Genomic DNA, 16,905 nt, shown 5'->3' on the forward strand with positions numbered 1-16,905 from the left:
CGTTGACTGCCTCCCACGGGCAGGCAGGGAGCCCGTTCAACCCGGACATACACCAGGTTGGGCGGGTGCTCTGTTTTGCGGCCCACCCTGACGACATCGATTTTGGCGCAGCCGGCACCGTTGCCGCCTGGACGGCGGCCGGCGTGGAGGTCAGCTACTGCATCATGACCGACGGCGACGCCGGCGGCTTCGACCCGGCGCACCGCGCGGACATCATCGCCATGCGCGACGCCGAGCAGCGCCGTGCCGCGGAACTGGTGGGCGTCACCGACATCCACTACCTTCACCAGCGGGACGGGTACCTTGAGCCGTCGCACGAGGTGATGAAAGGGGTGGTGCGGCTGATCCGGGAACTCCGTCCCGACGTCGTCCTCGCCATGCATCCGGAACGGAACTGGCAGCGGATCCAAAAGAGCCATCCCGACCACCTGGCGGTGGGGGAAGCGGTAACACGTGCCGTGTATCCCGCGCTCGAGAACCCGTTCGCCTACCCGGAACTGGCCGAAGCCGGCCTGGCAGCCTACAAGCTGCCGTGGCTGTGGCTTTACGCCGGACCCGAGGAACGGGAGAACCACTTCGTGGACGTCACCGCCCAGGTGGACGCCAAGCTGGCCGCCATCCATGTCCACGTCAGCCAGCATCCTGACGTGGCTGCCATGGAAGCCGCCGTCCGGCAGGGTATGCGGATCAATGCCGCACGGGCCGGGCTGCCGGAGGGGCACAGCGCGGAAGCCTTCCACGTGGTGGCAATCAACGGGCCCGTGACCATCGCAGGCTTTTGAGTTGGAAAGCGCCCCCGGTTCCTTCCTCAGGAAGGAACCGGGGGCGCTTTACTGTTTGACGGCTGGTGCCGGGGCCGGGTTAGGCTCCCAGCGGGGCTGCCGCCACCGTGGGCAGGGTGGGGGCCTTGGACCCGCCCGCCGGCTCAACAGTGATTCCCAGTGAAGCGGCCGAGTGGATGCCCTGGACCACCGCAGGCTTGGACAGGGCCTGTTCGTCCATGAGGCCCTGCGACACCGGTGCGGAGCCGTCCTTGGGGATCAGCCACATCTGGTAGACCTTGCCCGCCGGGGGAGCGGGCACGCCGCTCATCTTCACTACGGCCGCGTCCTCCGACGCTGAAATCAGGAGGGTGGCCTTGCCGCCGCCCACCACGTTCACGGAAGCTTCGCGCAGGTCCCCGGCCCTGGCCACCTGGTTGACCGGATCGTTTTGGTCGGCAATGTAGGCGCCAACGCCCACGCCGCCCAGGGCAATGGCTGCTGCAGCTGCCACGCCGACCAGCCAGCGCCGGGCGCCGGAAGCGCCGCGCCGGTCCTCCCGGCGCTTGCGGGCCTGCGCCAGCTCATCGCGTGCGTCCGGCCCTGCAGGCTTGCCTTCAAATGGGGTGGGCGGGGTGCCTGCGGCCGGTACGGCTCCACCGGGCAGCCCCTCCTGCCCGGGGAATTGGGCAGGAAGCTGCGCAATGATCCGCTCGAAGAGGTCCGACGGGGGTTCTTCCTCCACCCGGAAAGTGCGCGCCAGCGCCTCGCGGGACTGCCGGACGCGGTCCAGGAATGCCAGGCGCTCCGCTGCCGGGGCCGTGGAGATGTACTGGTCAATGGCGTCGCGTTCCTGCTCCGTGAGCGCATCCAGGGCGTAGAGCTCGGCCAGGTCAACGGCGCGGCCTGACGCAAGGTCCATGGCGACAGTGTCGCCGAAGGAACCCGAACGTCCACTGCGCCCTTCGTCCATACCGCTCATCTCAACTCACCCCCAAACAGGTCTTCAATCGGATCAGTCCATCGCGGATGCGGGACTTGATGGTGGGCACGGCTGCGTTCAGCCGTTCGGCGACCTCCCGGTAGGTGAGGCCGCCGTAGTAGGCAAGGCGCACGGATTCCTGCTGTGTTTCGGTCAGCGTCCCCAGGCAGCGGACCACCGCCTCAGCCTCAAGCCGGCTGCCCACTTCGTCGGAAACACTGTCGTGGTCGATGTCCTGCGTGCTGGCCCCGTACCTGGCTTCCCTGTCGGTGGAAGACTGCGACGAGCGCACCTTGTCCACGGCCCGCCGGTGCGAGATGGTCATCAGCCAGGAAAGCGGGCTCCCTGCCTGCGGATCGAACTTCGCCGCGTTCTGCCAGACCTGCAGGAAGACTTCCTGGGTGGTGTCCTCGCTGAGTTCGGGATCGATCAGGACGCGCCGTGCCATGCCGAAGACCCTGCGGGACGTCAACTGGTAGAACTCGGCGAACGCCGCCTGGTCTCCGCGGGCGATGCCCGCGAGCAGGATTGACAGGCGTTGACTGAGGTCTGCCGGCGGGTCAGTCACCGCGGCGGAGCCCTCGGAATTTGGCGCGTTGGGAGTTTCCATTAAGTCCAAGCATAAGTCTCCGGGCGGCGAATCCTGAGCACTGCCGTGCCGGTTGCGGCTTGCCTGCCTGGATCCTGACTCCAGTAGTGTCACCTGCCGCTCCTTGCTCCGCTCGAATGTCGTCAAGAGTCATTCGAGGCCGGAGGCGGGGCGGATGGGACGGCGGCTGAAGAATTTGCATGGCTCCTGGGAGGGGGCGCCGGTCCGGACGACTGCTACAGCCTGGCCCCCGGAAAACCTTGCTGGCGCCAGGCCTCATACACGGCAATCGAGGCGGCGTTTGCGAGGTTCAGGGAACGCAGGGCCGGCAGCATGGGCAGGCGCACGGTGGCCGTTACATGGGGATCGGTCTTCAGTTCCGCCGGCAGTCCCACGGATTCACGGCCGAACATCAGTACATCACCGGGACGGTAGGTGATGTCCGTGTAGCTGGTGGTGCCGTCAGAGGTGAAGGCGTAAACGTTCCCGGGCTGAAGGTGCTCCCAGGCGGCTTCGATCGACTTGTGCACAGTGACGACGGCGAGGTCGTGGTAGTCGAGGCCCGCCCGGCGGAGTTTTGCGTCAGAGAAGTCGAACCCCAGGGGTTCCACAAGGTGCAGCTCTGCGCCGGTGATTGCGGCAAGGCGGATGGCGTTGCCGGTATTGCCGGGGATTTCTGGGGCATGGAAAAGGATGCGGAACACCTCCCCATCCTAGCGATCCGTTCTTAGTGCATCCCCCGCAGCAGCCTTGCGAGGACCGGAACGTTGACGGTGTTCGGGGCAGGGCCCGATGCCAGGAACTCCTTCAGGCCGCGCACCATGCCGGCGGCATTGACGATCTGGACGGTCTCCAGGGCGCCCGCGGGGCGCCGGTGGTGGTCGATCACGGGTTCGTGGAGGTTGCCGTCCGGGCTGTGCACCACGGTCCATCCGGTGACGTTCAGCTCGGGAAAGATGTCCTGCATGGCCCACACCACGCGGGCGAGCTGCGGTGGTGCCACCGCGCGTCCGCCGTGGTTGAGGGTCCGGCCGTCCCATGCATAGGCGCCCTTGGGCAGCAGCATGGAGTTGACCAGGGCCAGCCGGTAGCCGGACAGGACCGCGTGGTCGATGTGGCTGTTGTCCGCGGGCGACTGCAGGCCGTTGATGAGCCGCGCGGCCGGGATGGCCGGAAGCACCTGCCGGGTCAGCAGCTGAACGGTGCGCATCTCGCGCTGGATGCGGGCCTCGGCACCGAAGATACCCCGTTTCCGCGGCATCCCGTGTACCTGTTGGCGGGCCTGGGCAAGGGGAATGAGCGGGACCGCGGAGCCGGCTGCCTCGTACGGCGGAACGTAGACCGGCGGGTCGCCTGCGGTGTTCCTGCCGTTGTCCGGCCTGCGGACGGTGGCAGAGGCCCGGCTTCCGGCGGCGGGCGCATCAAAGTGGGCGCCGATGTCGGACGTGTCACGGACCGCACCCGCGCCATAGGTGCGGTCGTAGGCTTTCCGGCGCTGCGGATCGATGAGGGTCTCGTACGCGGCGGTCACCCGGCGGAAGGTTGCGGCGTCACCCCCGTGGTCCGGGTGTGCCGCCCTGGCAGCGCGCCGGTACGCCACCTTGATTTCCTTTTCGGTGGCGGTGACGGCCACGCGAAGGACCTGGTAGTGGGAGCTGCTGCTCTCGGTCAAGATCTTCCTTTTCTTGATGCGCGGCGTCTTAATTCTCCGCAGGGAAAGCAAAGTGCCCGCCCAGTCTAGCCAGCACGGTTGATGGGCCTGCCGTAACAACGAATGTCCGGGGCTTCCAGGTTCCCGGCGGACGGCGTCTAGACTCTTGCCTGCGCGGCCGGACACCGGCCGAAGGGGATGCGACGGACTGGAGACGGATATGCCGACGACGGCGGGACGGGCCGGCAGGGCATGGAACCGGGGAGTGCAGCCCGCCATTGCAGGCCTGGTTGCGGTGCTTCTTGGCGGCTGCAGCGTGGACGTCCGGGATCCTTCCGTGCCTGCTGCCCCTGCCAGCACGCCCGTTCTGTCCACGCCAACCATCACCCCGGGCCACGACGCCGCTGCAGTGGCGGGACGGGACCTGCCCTTTGCCGCCGGTGGCACCTTGGCGCCCGGGGTGCCGGTGGGAATTTCTGACGGGCTGAAGGACGTGCCCGGCTGGAAGGTCACCAAGGACAACGTGTCGGGCGCCAGCGAATACGTCAAGGCGGATGGGTGCGTTGTCGCCGCACGGGTCAGTACGGGCCAGGGGCCGCTGGTCCGCGGCGATGACCGTGAATCGTCTGTCGCCCTTTTCCAGTACCTGGACGCCACCATCCAGCCCTCGTACCTGAAGACCGGGACTTTGCGGTGGGGTGGTACCCCCGAGGCTCCCGGCAAGAATGTGGACGTGCTGGCGCTGGAGCAGACGGCTCCCGGCGGAAGGTCCACCGCCGTGCTGGCGAGGGTCTTCGGCACCGCAGGCTCCTCGGCCTATATATCCGTGTCCTGCCCGGATCCGGCCACCTTGGCCACGGCGCGCGACGAGGTGGTCCGCTACCTGCCGTTGCTGCCTCCGTCTGCTTGAGCCCGGACAGCGTGCATGCATGGGCCCTGTTGCAAGGCTGGGGCGCGGGGTCCGGCTCGTAAAACCGCCGGCGGCTGGAGGGCTCAGCTGCCGGCGGCTTTGGATGTGCACAACGCTCCGCGCCGTGAGTAATGCTGTGCGCTGTCTGTAGTGCTTGCGCCTGGCCGGCGCCAGCGGCGTCAGGCAGCAGTTCGGCTGGTCCCCATCGACAGCCGGTTAAGGGCCAGCGCGCCGACCAGCAGCCCGAAGTCCCGGAGGGCCACGTCGTAGAAACTTCCCAGCAGGAGCAGGTCGACGATGATCCCTGCCAGCCACGCCGCCACGAGCAGCGAACCATACTTCGGCCGGACAGCCACGACGATGCCCGCGATGATCTCCACTGCGCCGACGATGTACATGAAGGTCTGGGGCGGCAGCGGCACCACCGCTGTTGCCTGGGGCGCCAGGTAGATGCTCCAGTCAGTCAGGATGTTCGTGAACTTGTCCAGGCCGAAAAGGACCGGAGCAACGGTGAAGACGGTACGCAGCAGCACGAACGCCTGCCGGGCCGCCGGCATGGTGGTTGATGCGTGCTGGGCCCGCACTGCCGATGCTGATTTCATGGTGTTCTCCTTCTAAAAGTAGGTATGCCCATTTTAGAAAGCGCACGTTCTATAATCAATAGATCTTGACTTTGGATTGGTGGGCATTATGTACCGACTTCCCTGGGCTGACAGGATTGCTGCCGTTGCCTCGCTGACGGACGCCAAGAGGCTGCATCTTTTCGAGCTCGTGGCATCATCACCACGGCCGCTGGGGCGCGACGATGTTGCCGAGGCCGCAGGCATGGCCCGCAGCACAGTGTCATTCCACCTGGACAGGCTGGTCCAGGACGGTTTGCTGGCCGTGGAGTTCCACAAGCCCGCAGGAAGGACGGGGCCGGGCTCCGGCCGCCCCGCCAAGATGTACCGGACAGTGGGGAGTGAAATCGGCGCGTCGGTGCCGGACCGGAACTATGACCTCGCCGGGGAACTCATGGCGGCCGCCATCGAAGCCTCCCAGGCCGACGGCGCGCCTGTGGCTGAGTCGCTCCGCGCGGCCGCCTTCCTGAAGGGCCGGGAACTGGCGGAAGCGGCGGGGGACCTGGAAGAGTTCCTGACCGAATCGGGCTACCAGCCAGAGCACGACGGCGAGGGCGGTTACCTGCTTCCCAACTGCCCGTTCCACCGCCTGTCGCGGGCACATGCGGCAGTGGTGTGCGATATGAACGGCGCCTTCCTGCGCGGGGCCGCGGTGGGGTGTGGCAGTCCGGAGGAGCGCGTTGCCCCGGCTGCCGGCGCCGGCCATTGCTGCGCGAGGATTACCGGCGGGGACTGACCGGCTCCCCGGGGATGCGGCGGCAGGCCACGATAGAATTGGGGGATGCCCGCCTATCTCGACCATGCCGCCACCACTCCGCTGTCCGCAGCGGCGCTCGCCGCCCTGACGCGTGAACTGGCCCGGACCGGGAACCCGTCGTCGCTTCATGGATCGGGACGCCGGGCGCGCCGTGCCGTTGAGGATGCGCGCGAGGTGATCGCAGCGGCCGCGGGAGCCCACCCCTCCGAGGTAATTTTCACCTCCGGAGGCACCGAATCGGACAACCTCGCAGTGAAGGGCATGTACTGGTCCCGCGTGGCAGAGGACCCACACCGGCGCCGCATCCTTTGCTCCGCAGTCGAACATCATGCGGTGCTGGACACCGTCGAATGGCTCGAACGCCACGAGGGTGCCGACGTGACCTGGCTGCCGGTGGACGGCAAGGGTGTCCTGGACCTCGACGTCCTCGAAGCCGAGCTCGCGCGCGACCCCGCCGCCGTGGCCCTGGTGACCGTGATGTGGGCGAACAACGAGGTGGGCACCATCCAGCCCATCCACCGGGTGGTTGAGCTGGCCCATGCCGCCGGCGTCCCCGTGCACTCGGACGCCGTCCAGGCATTCGGCTCCGTCCCGGTGCACTTCAAGGAATCGGGCCTGGACGCGATGTCCATCTCCGGACACAAGATCGGCGGCCCGGTGGGCGTGGGCGCACTCCTGCTGGGCCGCGCTGTCAAACTGACGCCGGTACAGCACGGCGGCGGCCAGGAACGTGACGTCCGCTCCGGCACGCTGGACACCGCCTCCATCGCTGCCTTCGCTGCCGCCGCGGAGGCCGTCACCGCCGGGCTGCCGGCGGAAGCGGCGCGGATTGCCGCACTGCGTGACCGCCTGATCGAGGGCGTCCGGGAAAGCGTTCCGGCGGCCGTCCTCCGCGGGGCACCCCACGGCGGCCGGCTGCCAGGCAATGCCCATTTCACGTTCCCCGGCTGCGAAGGTGACTCGCTGCTGTTCCTTCTTGACCTGGCCGGCGTCGAATCATCCACCGGCTCGGCGTGCACCGCCGGCGTGCCGCGGCCATCCCACGTGCTGCTCGCCATGGGCCTGGACGAGGAAACGGCACGCGGAGCCCAGCGTTTCAGCCTGGGGCACGCGTCCACCGAGGCCGACGTTGATGCTTTGCTGAGGGCGCTTCCGGAGGCTTATGCGCGGGCCCGCCAGGCCGGCATGGCCGGGCACGAGTCCTCCATTCAGACGGCAGGAACCGTGGCGCGGCAGGCGCTGCGCGGCGTGTGAACGCGCCACCCGACGTTCTTCGTGCCCTTACCGGCCTGGATCGTGCCGGCCAATTTGCCTGCCACCGTAGAATAGATAGGCGAAGATCGTTTCCGCTGCCGGTGGGTCCCCGCCCGGCCCGGAAAAACATATCCCCCAACAGAAGGCCAGCATGCGAGTACTAGCAGCCATGAGCGGCGGAGTGGACTCCGCTGTTGCCGCCGCCCGCGCGGTGGAGGCCGGGCACGACGTCGTCGGCGTCCACCTGGCCCTCTCGCGCATGCCCGGCACCCTGCGCACGGGCAGCCGCGGCTGCTGCACCATTGAGGACTCCCGGGATGCCTGGCGCGCCTGCGACGTTTTGGGCATTCCCTATTACGTGTGGGATTTCTCGGAGCGCTTCAAGGAAGACGTCGTCCAGGACTTCATCGATGAATACGCGGCCGGCAGGACGCCCAACCCCTGCATGCGCTGCAACGAACGCATCAAGTTCGCGGCCCTGCTGGAAAAGGCCATCGCCCTGGGCTTTGATGCCGTGTGCACCGGCCACTACGCCAAGGTGATCGAAGACGCCCACGGTAACCGGGAACTGCACCGCGCCGCGGACTGGGCCAAGGACCAGAGCTACGTCCTTGGCGTCCTCACCCACGAACAGCTCAAGCACTCCATGTTCCCGCTGGCCGACACCCCGTCCAAGGCCGAGGTGCGTGCCGAAGCGGAGCGGCGGGGCCTGTCTGTCGCCAACAAGCCGGACAGCCATGACATTTGCTTCATTCCCGACGGCGACACGGCGGGTTGGCTAGCGGAAAAAATCGACATGACCCCCGGCGACATTGTCGACGAGACCGGCGCGAAGGTGGGGGAGCACCCGGGAGCCAACGCGTTCACGGTCGGCCAGCGGCGCGGACTAAAACTCGGAACTCCCGCTGCCGACGGCAAGCCCCGCTTCGTCCTGGAAATCCGGCCCAAGGAAAACAAGGTGGTGGTGGGTCCCGAGGCGCTGCTGGCGATCGACGAGATCCGCGGCATCAAGGTGTCCTGGGCGGGACTTCCGATCGCCGAGGTGGAAACGGGAGCTGAGTTCGACTGCTACGCCCAGGTCCGGGCGCACGGGGACCCGGTGCCGGCCACTGCCAGGATGGAGCCTGCCACGGACGGAGCCGGAGGCCAGCTGGTGGTCCGGCTGGTGACGCCCCTGAGGGGGGTGGCCCCCGGCCAGACAGTGGTGCTCTACCAGGGCAGCCGGGTACTGGGCCAGGCCACCATCGACACCGCCCGGTCGCTGCAGCGCGCCGCGCTCTAGCCACACCATCCCAAAGCACCGTCCCGGTTGTCGCCGGGGCGGTGCTTTGGCGTTTCCGGCCGATTCCTGTCCCTCAGGCGCCTGCATCCACCGTCCGACCAGTGGGCAGGGGTACCAATGAGATAAATTTTGTGTTTCAACTCACAAATTGGCCGTCCCGAGGGCTGACTCTCTGATTGAATCTAGGGATCAGCACTGCGCTCCGGGGCAGGGGCACACACGCCCATGTGCCCGGAGCGCACGTTCTCATCGGACAGAAAGCTCACAGATGACGAAGAGCAACAAAGCCCTGCATGGCGCGATCGCGCTGGCAGGCATTTCCGCGCTGGCAATGACGGCCTGCACAGGCCCGTCCGGAGGCGGAAGCAGCACAGCATCGGGAAGTGCGGGCAGCATCATTGCTTACGGCACCACCGATAAAGTCACTGCCCTGGACCCGGCGGGGTCGTACGACAACGGTTCGTTCATGGTGATGAACCAGATCTACTCCTTCCTGATGAACTCCAAGCCCGGCGGCGCCGAACCTGCACCGGACCTGGCCGAATCGGGTTCCTTTACTAAACCCACGGAATTCACGGTCAAGATGAAGAGCGGCCTTAAATGGGCCAATGGGCACGTACTGGACTCCAAAGACGTGAAGTTTTCGTTCGACCGCCAGGTCAAGATCGCTGATCCCAACGGGCCTGCATCCCTGCTGACCAACATCCAGTCCATTGCCACCCCGGATGCCACCACAGTGGTGTTCACCCTCAAGCAGGCCAACGATCAGACCTTCACCCAGATCCTGCAAAGTCCCGCGGCCCCCATCGTCGACGATGAAGTCTTCCCGGCGGACAAACTCCTCAGTGACGAGGAGATCGTCAAGGCCAAGGCCTTCCACGGCCAATACGTTATCGACTCCTACAACAAGAACACGCTGGTGAGCCTCACGGCTTGGCCCGATTACAACGGTGTCCTCGGCAAACCGGCCAATTCCGGCGCCACCATTAAGTACTACACCGACCAGACCAACATGAAGCTGGAAGTCAAGGGTGGGCAGATCGACGTTGCCAACCGCAGCCTCAGCGCCACGGACATTGACGACCTCAAAAAGGACTCCAACGTCAAGGTCAACGTCGGCCCCGGCGGCGAGATGCGGTACATCGTCTTCAACTTCGACACCATGCCCTTCGGCGCCAAGACTCCCGAAGCAGATCCTAAAAAGGCGCTGGCCGTGCGGCAGGCCATGGCCAACCTCGTTGACCGCCAGGCCATTTCCGACCAGGTCTACAAGGGCACCTATCTGCCCATGTGGTCCAATGTTCCGTCCGGTTTCCTCGGCGCCAACGAATCCTTCAAGCAGGCGTACGGCGACGGAAGCGGCAAGCCGAGCCTGGACAAGGCGAAGAAGGTCCTCAGCGACGCCGGCATCAGCGGTCCGGTCAATCTCAAACTGCAGTACAACCCGGACCACTATGGCAAGTCCTCGGGTGACGAATATGCCATGGTCAAGGACCAATTGGAGAAGAGCGGCCTCTTTACCGTAGATCTGCAGTCCACCGAGTGGGTCACCTACAACTCGGCATCGAAGAAGGACAGCTACCCCGTCTTCCAGCTTGGCTGGTTCCCGGACTTCAGTGATGCGGACAACTACCTGACCCCCTTCTTCCCTAAGGGCGGCTTCTTCAACAACCACTACTCCAACACCGACGTCGAAGCGCTGATTGCCAAGCAGTTGGTCACTGCCGACAAATCGGAGCGTGTTAAGACTATCCAGGACATTCAAAACCAACTGGCCAAGGACATTTCCACCCTGCCGCTGCTGCAGGGAGCCCAGGTGGCCGTTTCAGGGAAAAACGTGAAGGGCGTGGATTCCACATTGGACGCATCCTTCAAGTTCAGGCTCGGGACCGTTTCCAAGTAATCACCAATCCGCCAGCTTAGGAGGTGGGGCCTGCGCGGCTCCGCCTCCTAACTGTTGGCCCCACATCTTTCGTTTTCTTACCAAGCAGGGACAGCATGGCCACAATGATCGATGCGCCGCCGCCAACGGTAGCGCCGCCCAAATCCAAATCCGCGGGAGGTGGCCTCGGGAGATACATCCTGATCCGCTTCCTGCTTATCTTTCCGACGATCTTCATCCTCGTCACCCTGGTCTTCTTCCTGATGCGGATCACTGGCGATCCCATCACCGCATCCCAAGGCGGACGCCTGCCGCAGGAGCAGATTGATGCGTTGATCCACCAGGCTGGTTATGACCGGAGCCTGTTCATTCAGTACGTCGAGTACCTTGGCAACATCGCCACAGGCAACTTCGGAAGGACCATCTCAGACGGGCGGCCCGTCATCGAGATGCTTACCACTTTCGGGGCCGCCACGCTGGAACTGAGCATCAATGCCTTGATCGTGGCGCTGCTGGTGGGGATTCCGCTGGGGATGTTTGCCGCCCACAAACGCGATAAGGTTCCGGACGCCCTCCTGCGGTTGTTTGCCATTCTTTGCTACGCCACTCCTGTCTTCTTCGCAGGTCTGCTGCTGAAGCTGGTCTTTTCCGTAGGCTTGGGCTGGTTCCCCGTCGCGGGCCGTGCATCCACCACAACGGAACTGGCGATGGGCAGGCTGGCAGCGCCCAGCCGGATCTACTGGCTGGACGCCCTGCGCAGCGGTGACCTGGCAGCTTTTGGCGACATCGTCCACCACGCGGTTCTGCCTGCCGTCGCCCTCGGCCTGCTTACAGCCGGTGTTTTCCTGCGCCTGGTCCGCACCAACGTCATTGGCACCCTGGGCAAGGATTATGTTGAGGCCGGCCGCTCCCGTGGAGTCAGCGAATTCCGGCTTGTGACAAAGCATGCCTACAAGCCGGCCCTGATCCCCATCATCACCGTTATGGGCCTGCAGATCGCCTTGATGCTCGGCGGCGCAGTGCTGACGGAAACCACTTTTGAGTGGAAGGGCCTTGGGTATCAGCTGGCGCAGTACCTGACGGCGCGTGACTTTGTTGCGGTCCAGGGGATAGTCATGCTTCTGGCCGTCATCGTTGCGGTCACCAATTTCGTGGTGGACATTGCTGCCGCCCTGATTGATCCGCGGGTGAGGTACTGATGAATAACGAAGCCCTGCCCCATCCCAAAAAGCCGCTGCTCGACCGCCTGCCGGTGGCGTCCCACATCCGCCAAAGCGTTGGCCTGCAGCGCACGATGCTGCTGATCGGCGTCGTGCTTTGTGTTGTTTTTGTGGTGGCTGCTGTTTTCGCGCCGCTGCTGGCGCCCTATGGTTTCTCCCAGATTTCCGATGAAGCAGGCTCGTTTCCGGCCCAGGCGGAACCCGGTGGCAAGCACCCATGGGGGACGACTGTTGGAGGCTACGACGTCCTGTCACGCGTGATCTGGGGATCACAGACAGCCGCAGCGGTGCTTGTGGCCGCTGTCGTGATGTCAATCTTCCTCGGGGTATTTCTGGGGCTCGTCAGTGGCTACATTGGTGGCTGGCTGGACCGGGTTCTTGTGGTGGTTGCTGATGCCATCTATGCCTTTCCGACCCTCCTCGTAGCGATCGTTATGTCCATCGCGATCAATAAGGGGCAGTCCGGATTCTGGGGTGGAATCCTCGCCTGCGGGCTGGCAATCACCGCAGTGTTTGTCCCGCAGTACTTCCGGGTGATACGTGCCGAAACCATACGGCTGAAAGCCGAACCGTTCGTGGAATCCGCCCAGGTGGTAGGCGCCTCCAGCGCCAGGATCATCGGCCGGCACATTTTCGCCAACGCCACCAGGACCCTGCCGTTGATCTTCACCCTCAACGCATCGGAAGCCATCCTGACTTTGGCAGGGCTGGGCTTCCTGGGCTTTGGCATTGAGCCGAGCTCCGCTGCGGAATGGGGATTTGACCTGAACAAGGCACTTTCCGATGCCTCCTCGGGCATCTGGTGGACCGGTGTGTTCCCTGGCTTGGCCATAGTCCTGACGGTCGTCGGACTCACCTTGGTCGGGGAGAGCATTAATGACCTGAACGACCCGCGCCTGCGCGGACGCAAGCGTGCCGGCGGCACGGCGCCGGCCCCGGTGGCCAATGAGGCCATCGCTGCAGAAGTGAGGAATTCATGACAGGCAACATCGACCCGTCGCCGGTACACCAGCCCGACGCCGGCCAGCACGTGCTCGACATTGACCACCTGCAGGTCACGTTCGCCACGGACGCAGGTGACGTCCACGCTGTCAAGGACGTGAGCCTCAACGTCAGGAAGGGTGAGGTCCTTGCCATCGTGGGGGAGTCCGGCTCCGGCAAGACCGTCACGGCCAAAACCATCCTGGGCCTGCTCCCGGAAACCGCCACGAGTTCCGGCGCGGTCCTGATCAACGGCACCAACATCATCAGCCTCAGTCCGCACCGGCTGCGGCAGATCCGCGGCCGGGATGTGGCCATGGTGTTCCAGGAGCCGTCCACGGCCCTGAACCCCGTATTCACAGTGGGCTGGCAGATCGCCGAGGGGATTCGCGCCCACGCCGCCGTGGATGGCGGAGGCCGCGTCTCGGCAAAGGAGGCCAAAGCACGGGCAATCGAGGCGCTCCGCAAGGTGGGCATCCCTGACCCGGAACACCGCGTCAACTATTACCCGCACCAGTTCTCCGGAGGACAGAAGCAGCGTGTGGTGATCGCCGCCGCGCTGGCGCTGAACCCCGGACTGATTGTCGCCGACGAGCCCACCACCGCCCTCGACGTCACCGTCCAGGCCGAGATCCTGGAGCTGCTGCGAGACCTTCGCGACAAGTACGGCACGTCCATAGTGCTGATCACGCACAACATGGGCGTGGTGGCTGACCTGGCGGACCGCGTGGTGGTGATGTACCAGGGCGACGTTGTGGAGGAAGCCCCGGCGAAGACGTTGTTCGCTGAACCCCGCCAGGACTACACCCGCAAGCTCCTGGCTGCAGTCCCGCACCTGGGCCGGAATTCCGCGTCCGCAGGCCTTACCGAACGGCGCCACCAGGATGAGGAAGTCCTTGTGGCTGCTGACAACCTGGTCATCGAGTATCCAGGCCGGCTCGGCACCCCCGCTTTCAAGGCCGTGGACGGCGTCAGCTTCACCCTGTCCAGGGGTGAGGTTTTCGGCCTGGTGGGCGAATCGGGGTCCGGCAAGACCACCATCGGGCGGGCCATCGCCGGGCTCAACCGGACCACCGGCGGCAGCCTGAAGGTGCTGGGCTATGAGATGCTCAACCTTCGCGAACGCACTTTCAAGCCGCTCCGCAAGGACATCGGCTTCGTGTTCCAGGACCCCGCCGCCTCCTTTAACCCGCAGCTGACCATCGGGGAATGCATCGCCGAACCTATGGTCATCCACACAAATCCAAGCCCGGCCCAGGCGCGGAAACGCGTCGGTGAGCTGCTCGAATCAGTCCAGCTGCCGGCGTCGTACGCGGCCCGTTACCCGCACGAACTGTCCGGCGGCCAGCGGCAGCGGGCATCACTGGCGCGGGCGCTGAGCCTGAACCCGCGGCTGCTGATAGCGGATGAGCCGACGTCGGCCCTGGACGTTTCGGTGCAGGCAAAGGTCCTGGAGCTGTTCAGGGACATCCAGGAGGAGTTCGGCTTCGGCTGCCTGTTCATCAGCCATGACCTGGCTGTAGTGGACATCCTGTCCTCGTGGGTGGGCGTGCTGTACAAGGGCAAGCTGGTGGAGCAGGGGATCGGAAGCCAGGTCATGGGGAACCCCCAGCATGACTACACGCGCCGGCTGATCGCCTCCCTGCCCGTGCCGGACCCGGCCGAACAGGCCAAACGCCGGGAGGAGCACCGGGCACTCCTGGGCATCTGACCCTCCAGGCCCGCAGTGTGGGGCGCCGGTGCCGGCGGACGGCCGCACCGGCGCTTCACACCCGCGTCGATTCCGTCGGCTCCCATAGACTGGAGCCATGACGCAGCACAACCCCAGCACTCCTGGCTCCGACGATTTTGATCCCTCCGCCAGCTCACTGGCTGGCCACGTGGACGATTCGGTGATGGCTGAACTGCTGTCCATCCGCTCCAGCATCGACAACATTGATGCCACCCTGGTGTACCTCCTGGCCGAGCGATTCAAGGCCACACAAAAAGTGGGCTTCCTGAAGGCAACACACCGCCTTCCGGCCGGCGACCCAGGACGTGAAGCAGCCCAGATCGCGAGGCTGCGACGCCTCGCCGAGGACGCCCACCTTGACCCGGCATTCGCCGAGAAGTTCCTCAACTTCATCATCGGCGAGGTGATCCGCCATCACGAGGCCATCGCCGAGGACCACCAGGCCTCGTCGGGCCAGCAGCCGCAGACTTCCGCACTGGCGTGAGCCGGGAACAGCACCAAAGGGGCCCAGCCCCGCGTCCGGCCGCGGCTCCCTTCCAGGAGGTCACAGCCAGGGAAGTGACGGCCACCGGACTGGGACCGTGGCCGGGCGAGGACCCGCTGGAAGCCGCCCGGATCATCCGCGGCGAGCTCGGCAGCCCGCACCTGCCATTCCTCGCCGAACTGCCCGACCGCGGTGTCGGCTCAGACGCCCTGGGCCGTACGGCCTCGTTCCTGGAAGAGCTGGCGGTGGACGTCCAGCCCTACGGATGGCGGCTTGTTGACCGCCCCGGCAAGGACATGCAGCGTGCCGTGTCGGCGCTGTCCACCGACCTGAATGTCCTCGCCGACGTGGCCGGGGGCGAGGACGTGTCGGCGGGTGAACTCAAGGTGCAGCTGGTGGGGCCGCTCAGCCTTGCCGCCGGCCTGCACTTGCATAACGGGGAGCGCGCCCTCCTGGACTACGGAGCCCGCCGGGACGTGGCCGCGTCCCTTGCCGCGGGCGTCGGCGGTTACCTTCGCCGGGTTGCTGCGGCCGTACCGGGTGCACGCCTGGTGGTGCAGGTGGACGAGCCCGCCATCGCCGCCGTGCTGGCCGGAACCATACCCACGGCCAGCGGTTACCGCACCCTCCGCGCAGTGCCGGCATCGGAAGCGCGCGAATCCTGGCGCCTGGTCCTGGACGCCCTCCGCTCGGCCGGTGCCGCTGAGGTTGTTGTCTCATGTCCTGAAATCGAAGCGCCGATCGAGCTGGTCCTGGCGGCCGGTGCGGACGGCGTCGCCCTGCCGCTCAAGGCACTGACCAACCGCCAGTGGGAACAGCTTGCCGCAGCACTGGAGTCAGGGAAACAGTTCTGGGCCGGTGCGCTGGACGTCCCCGCCGGCGCCCCGCTGCCCAGGGTCGCCGACTGCGTGGAGTCAGTATGGCGTCCGTGGCGCCAGCTGGGTCTTCCGCCGTCGCTGCTTGGCGCCATCCGGGTGACGCCTTCAGCAGGACTGGCAGGCCACACACCTGCGCAGGCCACCGCCGTCCTGGGCCGGCTGATCCAGGTGGCCGACGGCCTGAACCAGCAGGCGCTGGGATAGGGCTACACCCTGTTCTCCCAGCGGTCCGGCTGGGCGTAGCGGGGCAGGAAGCTTTGGGCGGAACTGCCGCCAGTGTAGGGCCGCAGCCGGTAATCGAAGGCGCCCGCGTACACCAGCACCAGGCCGATCTGCGGCTGGATGACCTTCACCTGGATGCGGTGCCGCCCGTTGCTTCCTTCCGCGGGATCCCACCACTGTTCGGCGTACGCCTTGGCGTCCAGGCCTGCCGGAAGCGGGACCCGGAGCGGGCCCAGGAAGAGCCGCGACGCCTCTGAGACACCGCGCAGCCTTCCGGCAGCGGTGACGCTCAGGTTCAGGTCGGTCACCAGGCGCCGGTATCTGCCCACGTAGTCCACCAGCTGGGTGGTGCCACCCCGGTTGGTGACGCTGGTGGTGTCCTGGAAAAGCCGGGTGCGCGCCGGGAACCGGATCTCGCGCCGGGCGGTAAGGCTGGAACGGCCGAACGGATCCTGGTGGGCGTGGTTCTCGATCCGGAACGGAACGTTCTCCCCGTACTCGGGGAAGAAGGCCTCTTCGCCCCCGGTGACCCGCAGCAAAGGGCGCAGCCACCGCTGGCGGCACCCCACGACGTCGAACGTTCCTTCCCCTACGCCGTACTGGCCGGATCCCGGGACCAGCGAGAAGTACTCCTGGAGCTCGGGCTGCAGCCGGGAGAATCCCCGGCCCAGGGCCTGCTGGTAGATCGGGACGTTCATGA

At 65.9% G+C, this 16,905-nt stretch carries 17 protein-coding genes; 11 read left to right on the top strand and 6 right to left on the bottom strand.

What is annotated here, in order from left to right:
- Positions 1-2 precede the first annotated feature (2 nt).
- Entirely contained in the window at positions 3-782 is a 780-nt protein-coding gene (locus ACV095_RS06970; protein WP_478223167.1) for a PIG-L deacetylase family protein, read from the top strand.
- Between the two features lie 79 nt (positions 783-861).
- On the opposite strand, the gene ACV095_RS06975 is transcribed toward ACV095_RS06970, so the two are convergent.
- The 4 genes from ACV095_RS06975 to ACV095_RS06990 form a co-directional block, all read right to left on the bottom strand.
- A complete protein-coding gene (locus ACV095_RS06975; RefSeq protein WP_478223428.1) occupies positions 862-1,734 on the bottom strand; it encodes an anti-sigma factor in 873 nt (290 codons plus the stop codon).
- 10 nt (positions 1,735-1,744) lie between these two features.
- Positions 1,745-2,353 (bottom strand): sigma-70 family RNA polymerase sigma factor, encoded by a 609-nt coding sequence (locus tag ACV095_RS06980; RefSeq protein ID WP_018768535.1) that lies wholly within the window; start codon positions 2,351-2,353, stop codon positions 1,745-1,747.
- Positions 2,354-2,568: 215 nt separating this feature from the next.
- Positions 2,569-3,036, bottom strand: coding sequence for a tRNA (cytidine(34)-2'-O)-methyltransferase (locus tag ACV095_RS06985; protein ID WP_018768534.1), 468 nt, complete (start codon positions 3,034-3,036; stop codon positions 2,569-2,571).
- Between the two features lie 23 nt (positions 3,037-3,059).
- Positions 3,060-4,004 carry a J domain-containing protein gene (locus ACV095_RS06990; RefSeq protein ID WP_478223168.1) on the bottom strand — a complete coding sequence of 315 codons (945 nt, stop codon included), beginning with the start codon at positions 4,002-4,004 and terminating at the stop codon, positions 3,060-3,062.
- A 199-nt stretch (positions 4,005-4,203) separates the two neighbouring features.
- On the opposite strand from ACV095_RS06990, the gene ACV095_RS06995 reads away from it, so the two are divergent.
- Positions 4,204-4,893 (top strand): hypothetical protein, encoded by a 690-nt coding sequence (locus tag ACV095_RS06995; protein WP_056388121.1) that lies wholly within the window; start codon positions 4,204-4,206, stop codon positions 4,891-4,893.
- Positions 4,894-5,072: 179 nt separating this feature from the next.
- On the opposite strand, the gene ACV095_RS07000 is transcribed toward ACV095_RS06995, so the two are convergent.
- Positions 5,073-5,495, bottom strand: coding sequence for a hypothetical protein (locus tag ACV095_RS07000; RefSeq protein WP_478223169.1), 423 nt, complete (start codon positions 5,493-5,495; stop codon positions 5,073-5,075).
- 88 nt (positions 5,496-5,583) lie between these two features.
- On the opposite strand from ACV095_RS07000, the gene ACV095_RS07005 reads away from it, so the two are divergent.
- From ACV095_RS07005 to ACV095_RS07045, 9 genes are all read left to right on the top strand, one after another.
- Positions 5,584-6,249 carry a helix-turn-helix transcriptional regulator gene (locus ACV095_RS07005; protein WP_056388119.1) on the top strand — a complete coding sequence of 222 codons (666 nt, stop codon included), beginning with the start codon at positions 5,584-5,586 and terminating at the stop codon, positions 6,247-6,249.
- Positions 6,250-6,294: 45 nt separating this feature from the next.
- Positions 6,295-7,524: a cysteine desulfurase family protein gene (locus ACV095_RS07010; RefSeq protein WP_478223170.1), complete on the top strand. Its 1,230-nt coding sequence runs from the start codon at positions 6,295-6,297 to the stop codon at positions 7,522-7,524.
- A gap of 169 nt (positions 7,525-7,693) precedes the next feature.
- Positions 7,694-8,806, top strand: a complete 1,113-nt coding sequence (gene mnmA, locus ACV095_RS07015) for a tRNA 2-thiouridine(34) synthase MnmA (protein ID WP_478223429.1) — start codon at positions 7,694-7,696, stop codon at positions 8,804-8,806.
- A gap of 268 nt (positions 8,807-9,074) precedes the next feature.
- Entirely contained in the window at positions 9,075-10,709 is a 1,635-nt protein-coding gene (locus ACV095_RS07020; RefSeq protein WP_056388114.1) for an ABC transporter substrate-binding protein, read from the top strand.
- Positions 10,710-10,804: 95 nt separating this feature from the next.
- Positions 10,805-11,887, top strand: coding sequence for an ABC transporter permease (locus ACV095_RS07025; RefSeq protein ID WP_018768526.1), 1,083 nt, complete (start codon positions 10,805-10,807; stop codon positions 11,885-11,887).
- Positions 11,887-12,888, top strand: coding sequence for an ABC transporter permease (locus ACV095_RS07030; protein ID WP_018768525.1), 1,002 nt, complete (start codon positions 11,887-11,889; stop codon positions 12,886-12,888). The genes ACV095_RS07025 and ACV095_RS07030 overlap by 1 nt, the downstream gene beginning before the upstream one ends.
- Positions 12,885-14,600 (top strand): ABC transporter ATP-binding protein, encoded by a 1,716-nt coding sequence (locus tag ACV095_RS07035; protein WP_056388110.1) that lies wholly within the window; start codon positions 12,885-12,887, stop codon positions 14,598-14,600. Before ACV095_RS07030 ends, ACV095_RS07035 begins: the two co-directional genes overlap by 4 nt.
- Before the next feature lie 97 nt (positions 14,601-14,697).
- Entirely contained in the window at positions 14,698-15,105 is a 408-nt protein-coding gene (locus ACV095_RS07040) for a chorismate mutase (protein WP_056388109.1), read from the top strand.
- Between the two features lie 74 nt (positions 15,106-15,179).
- Entirely contained in the window at positions 15,180-16,187 is a 1,008-nt protein-coding gene (locus tag ACV095_RS07045; protein WP_018768522.1) for a uroporphyrinogen decarboxylase/cobalamine-independent methonine synthase family protein, read from the top strand.
- Between the two features lie 2 nt (positions 16,188-16,189).
- On the opposite strand, the gene ACV095_RS07050 is transcribed toward ACV095_RS07045, so the two are convergent.
- Positions 16,190-16,903, bottom strand: a complete 714-nt coding sequence (locus ACV095_RS07050) for a DUF4166 domain-containing protein (protein ID WP_478223171.1) — start codon at positions 16,901-16,903, stop codon at positions 16,190-16,192.
- Between the last annotated feature and the right edge of the window lie 2 nt (positions 16,904-16,905).

Source organism: Arthrobacter sp. JDC6 (assembly GCF_056484025.1).

Coding starts and splice junctions, on each gene's coding strand:
- ACV095_RS06975 (WP_478223428.1), bottom strand. CDS start 1,734: ATGGACGAAGGGCGCAGTGGACGTTCGGGTTCCTTCGGCGACACTGTC.
- ACV095_RS06980 (WP_018768535.1), bottom strand. CDS start 2,353: ATGGAAACTCCCAACGCGCCAAATTCCGAGGGCTCCGCCGCGGTGACT.
- ACV095_RS06995 (WP_056388121.1), top strand. CDS start 4,204: ATGCCGACGACGGCGGGACGGGCCGGCAGGGCATGGAACCGGGGAGTG.
- ACV095_RS07000 (WP_478223169.1), bottom strand. CDS start 5,495: ATGAAATCAGCATCGGCAGTGCGGGCCCAGCACGCATCAACCACCATG.
- ACV095_RS07005 (WP_056388119.1), top strand. CDS start 5,584: ATGTACCGACTTCCCTGGGCTGACAGGATTGCTGCCGTTGCCTCGCTG.
- ACV095_RS07010 (WP_478223170.1), top strand. CDS start 6,295: ATGCCCGCCTATCTCGACCATGCCGCCACCACTCCGCTGTCCGCAGCG.
- mnmA (WP_478223429.1), top strand. CDS start 7,694: ATGAGCGGCGGAGTGGACTCCGCTGTTGCCGCCGCCCGCGCGGTGGAG.
- ACV095_RS07020 (WP_056388114.1), top strand. CDS start 9,075: ATGACGAAGAGCAACAAAGCCCTGCATGGCGCGATCGCGCTGGCAGGC.
- ACV095_RS07025 (WP_018768526.1), top strand. CDS start 10,805: ATGGCCACAATGATCGATGCGCCGCCGCCAACGGTAGCGCCGCCCAAA.
- ACV095_RS07030 (WP_018768525.1), top strand. CDS start 11,887: ATGAATAACGAAGCCCTGCCCCATCCCAAAAAGCCGCTGCTCGACCGC.
- ACV095_RS07035 (WP_056388110.1), top strand. CDS start 12,885: ATGACAGGCAACATCGACCCGTCGCCGGTACACCAGCCCGACGCCGGC.
- ACV095_RS07040 (WP_056388109.1), top strand. CDS start 14,698: ATGACGCAGCACAACCCCAGCACTCCTGGCTCCGACGATTTTGATCCC.
- ACV095_RS07050 (WP_478223171.1), bottom strand. CDS start 16,903: ATGAACGTCCCGATCTACCAGCAGGCCCTGGGCCGGGGATTCTCCCGG.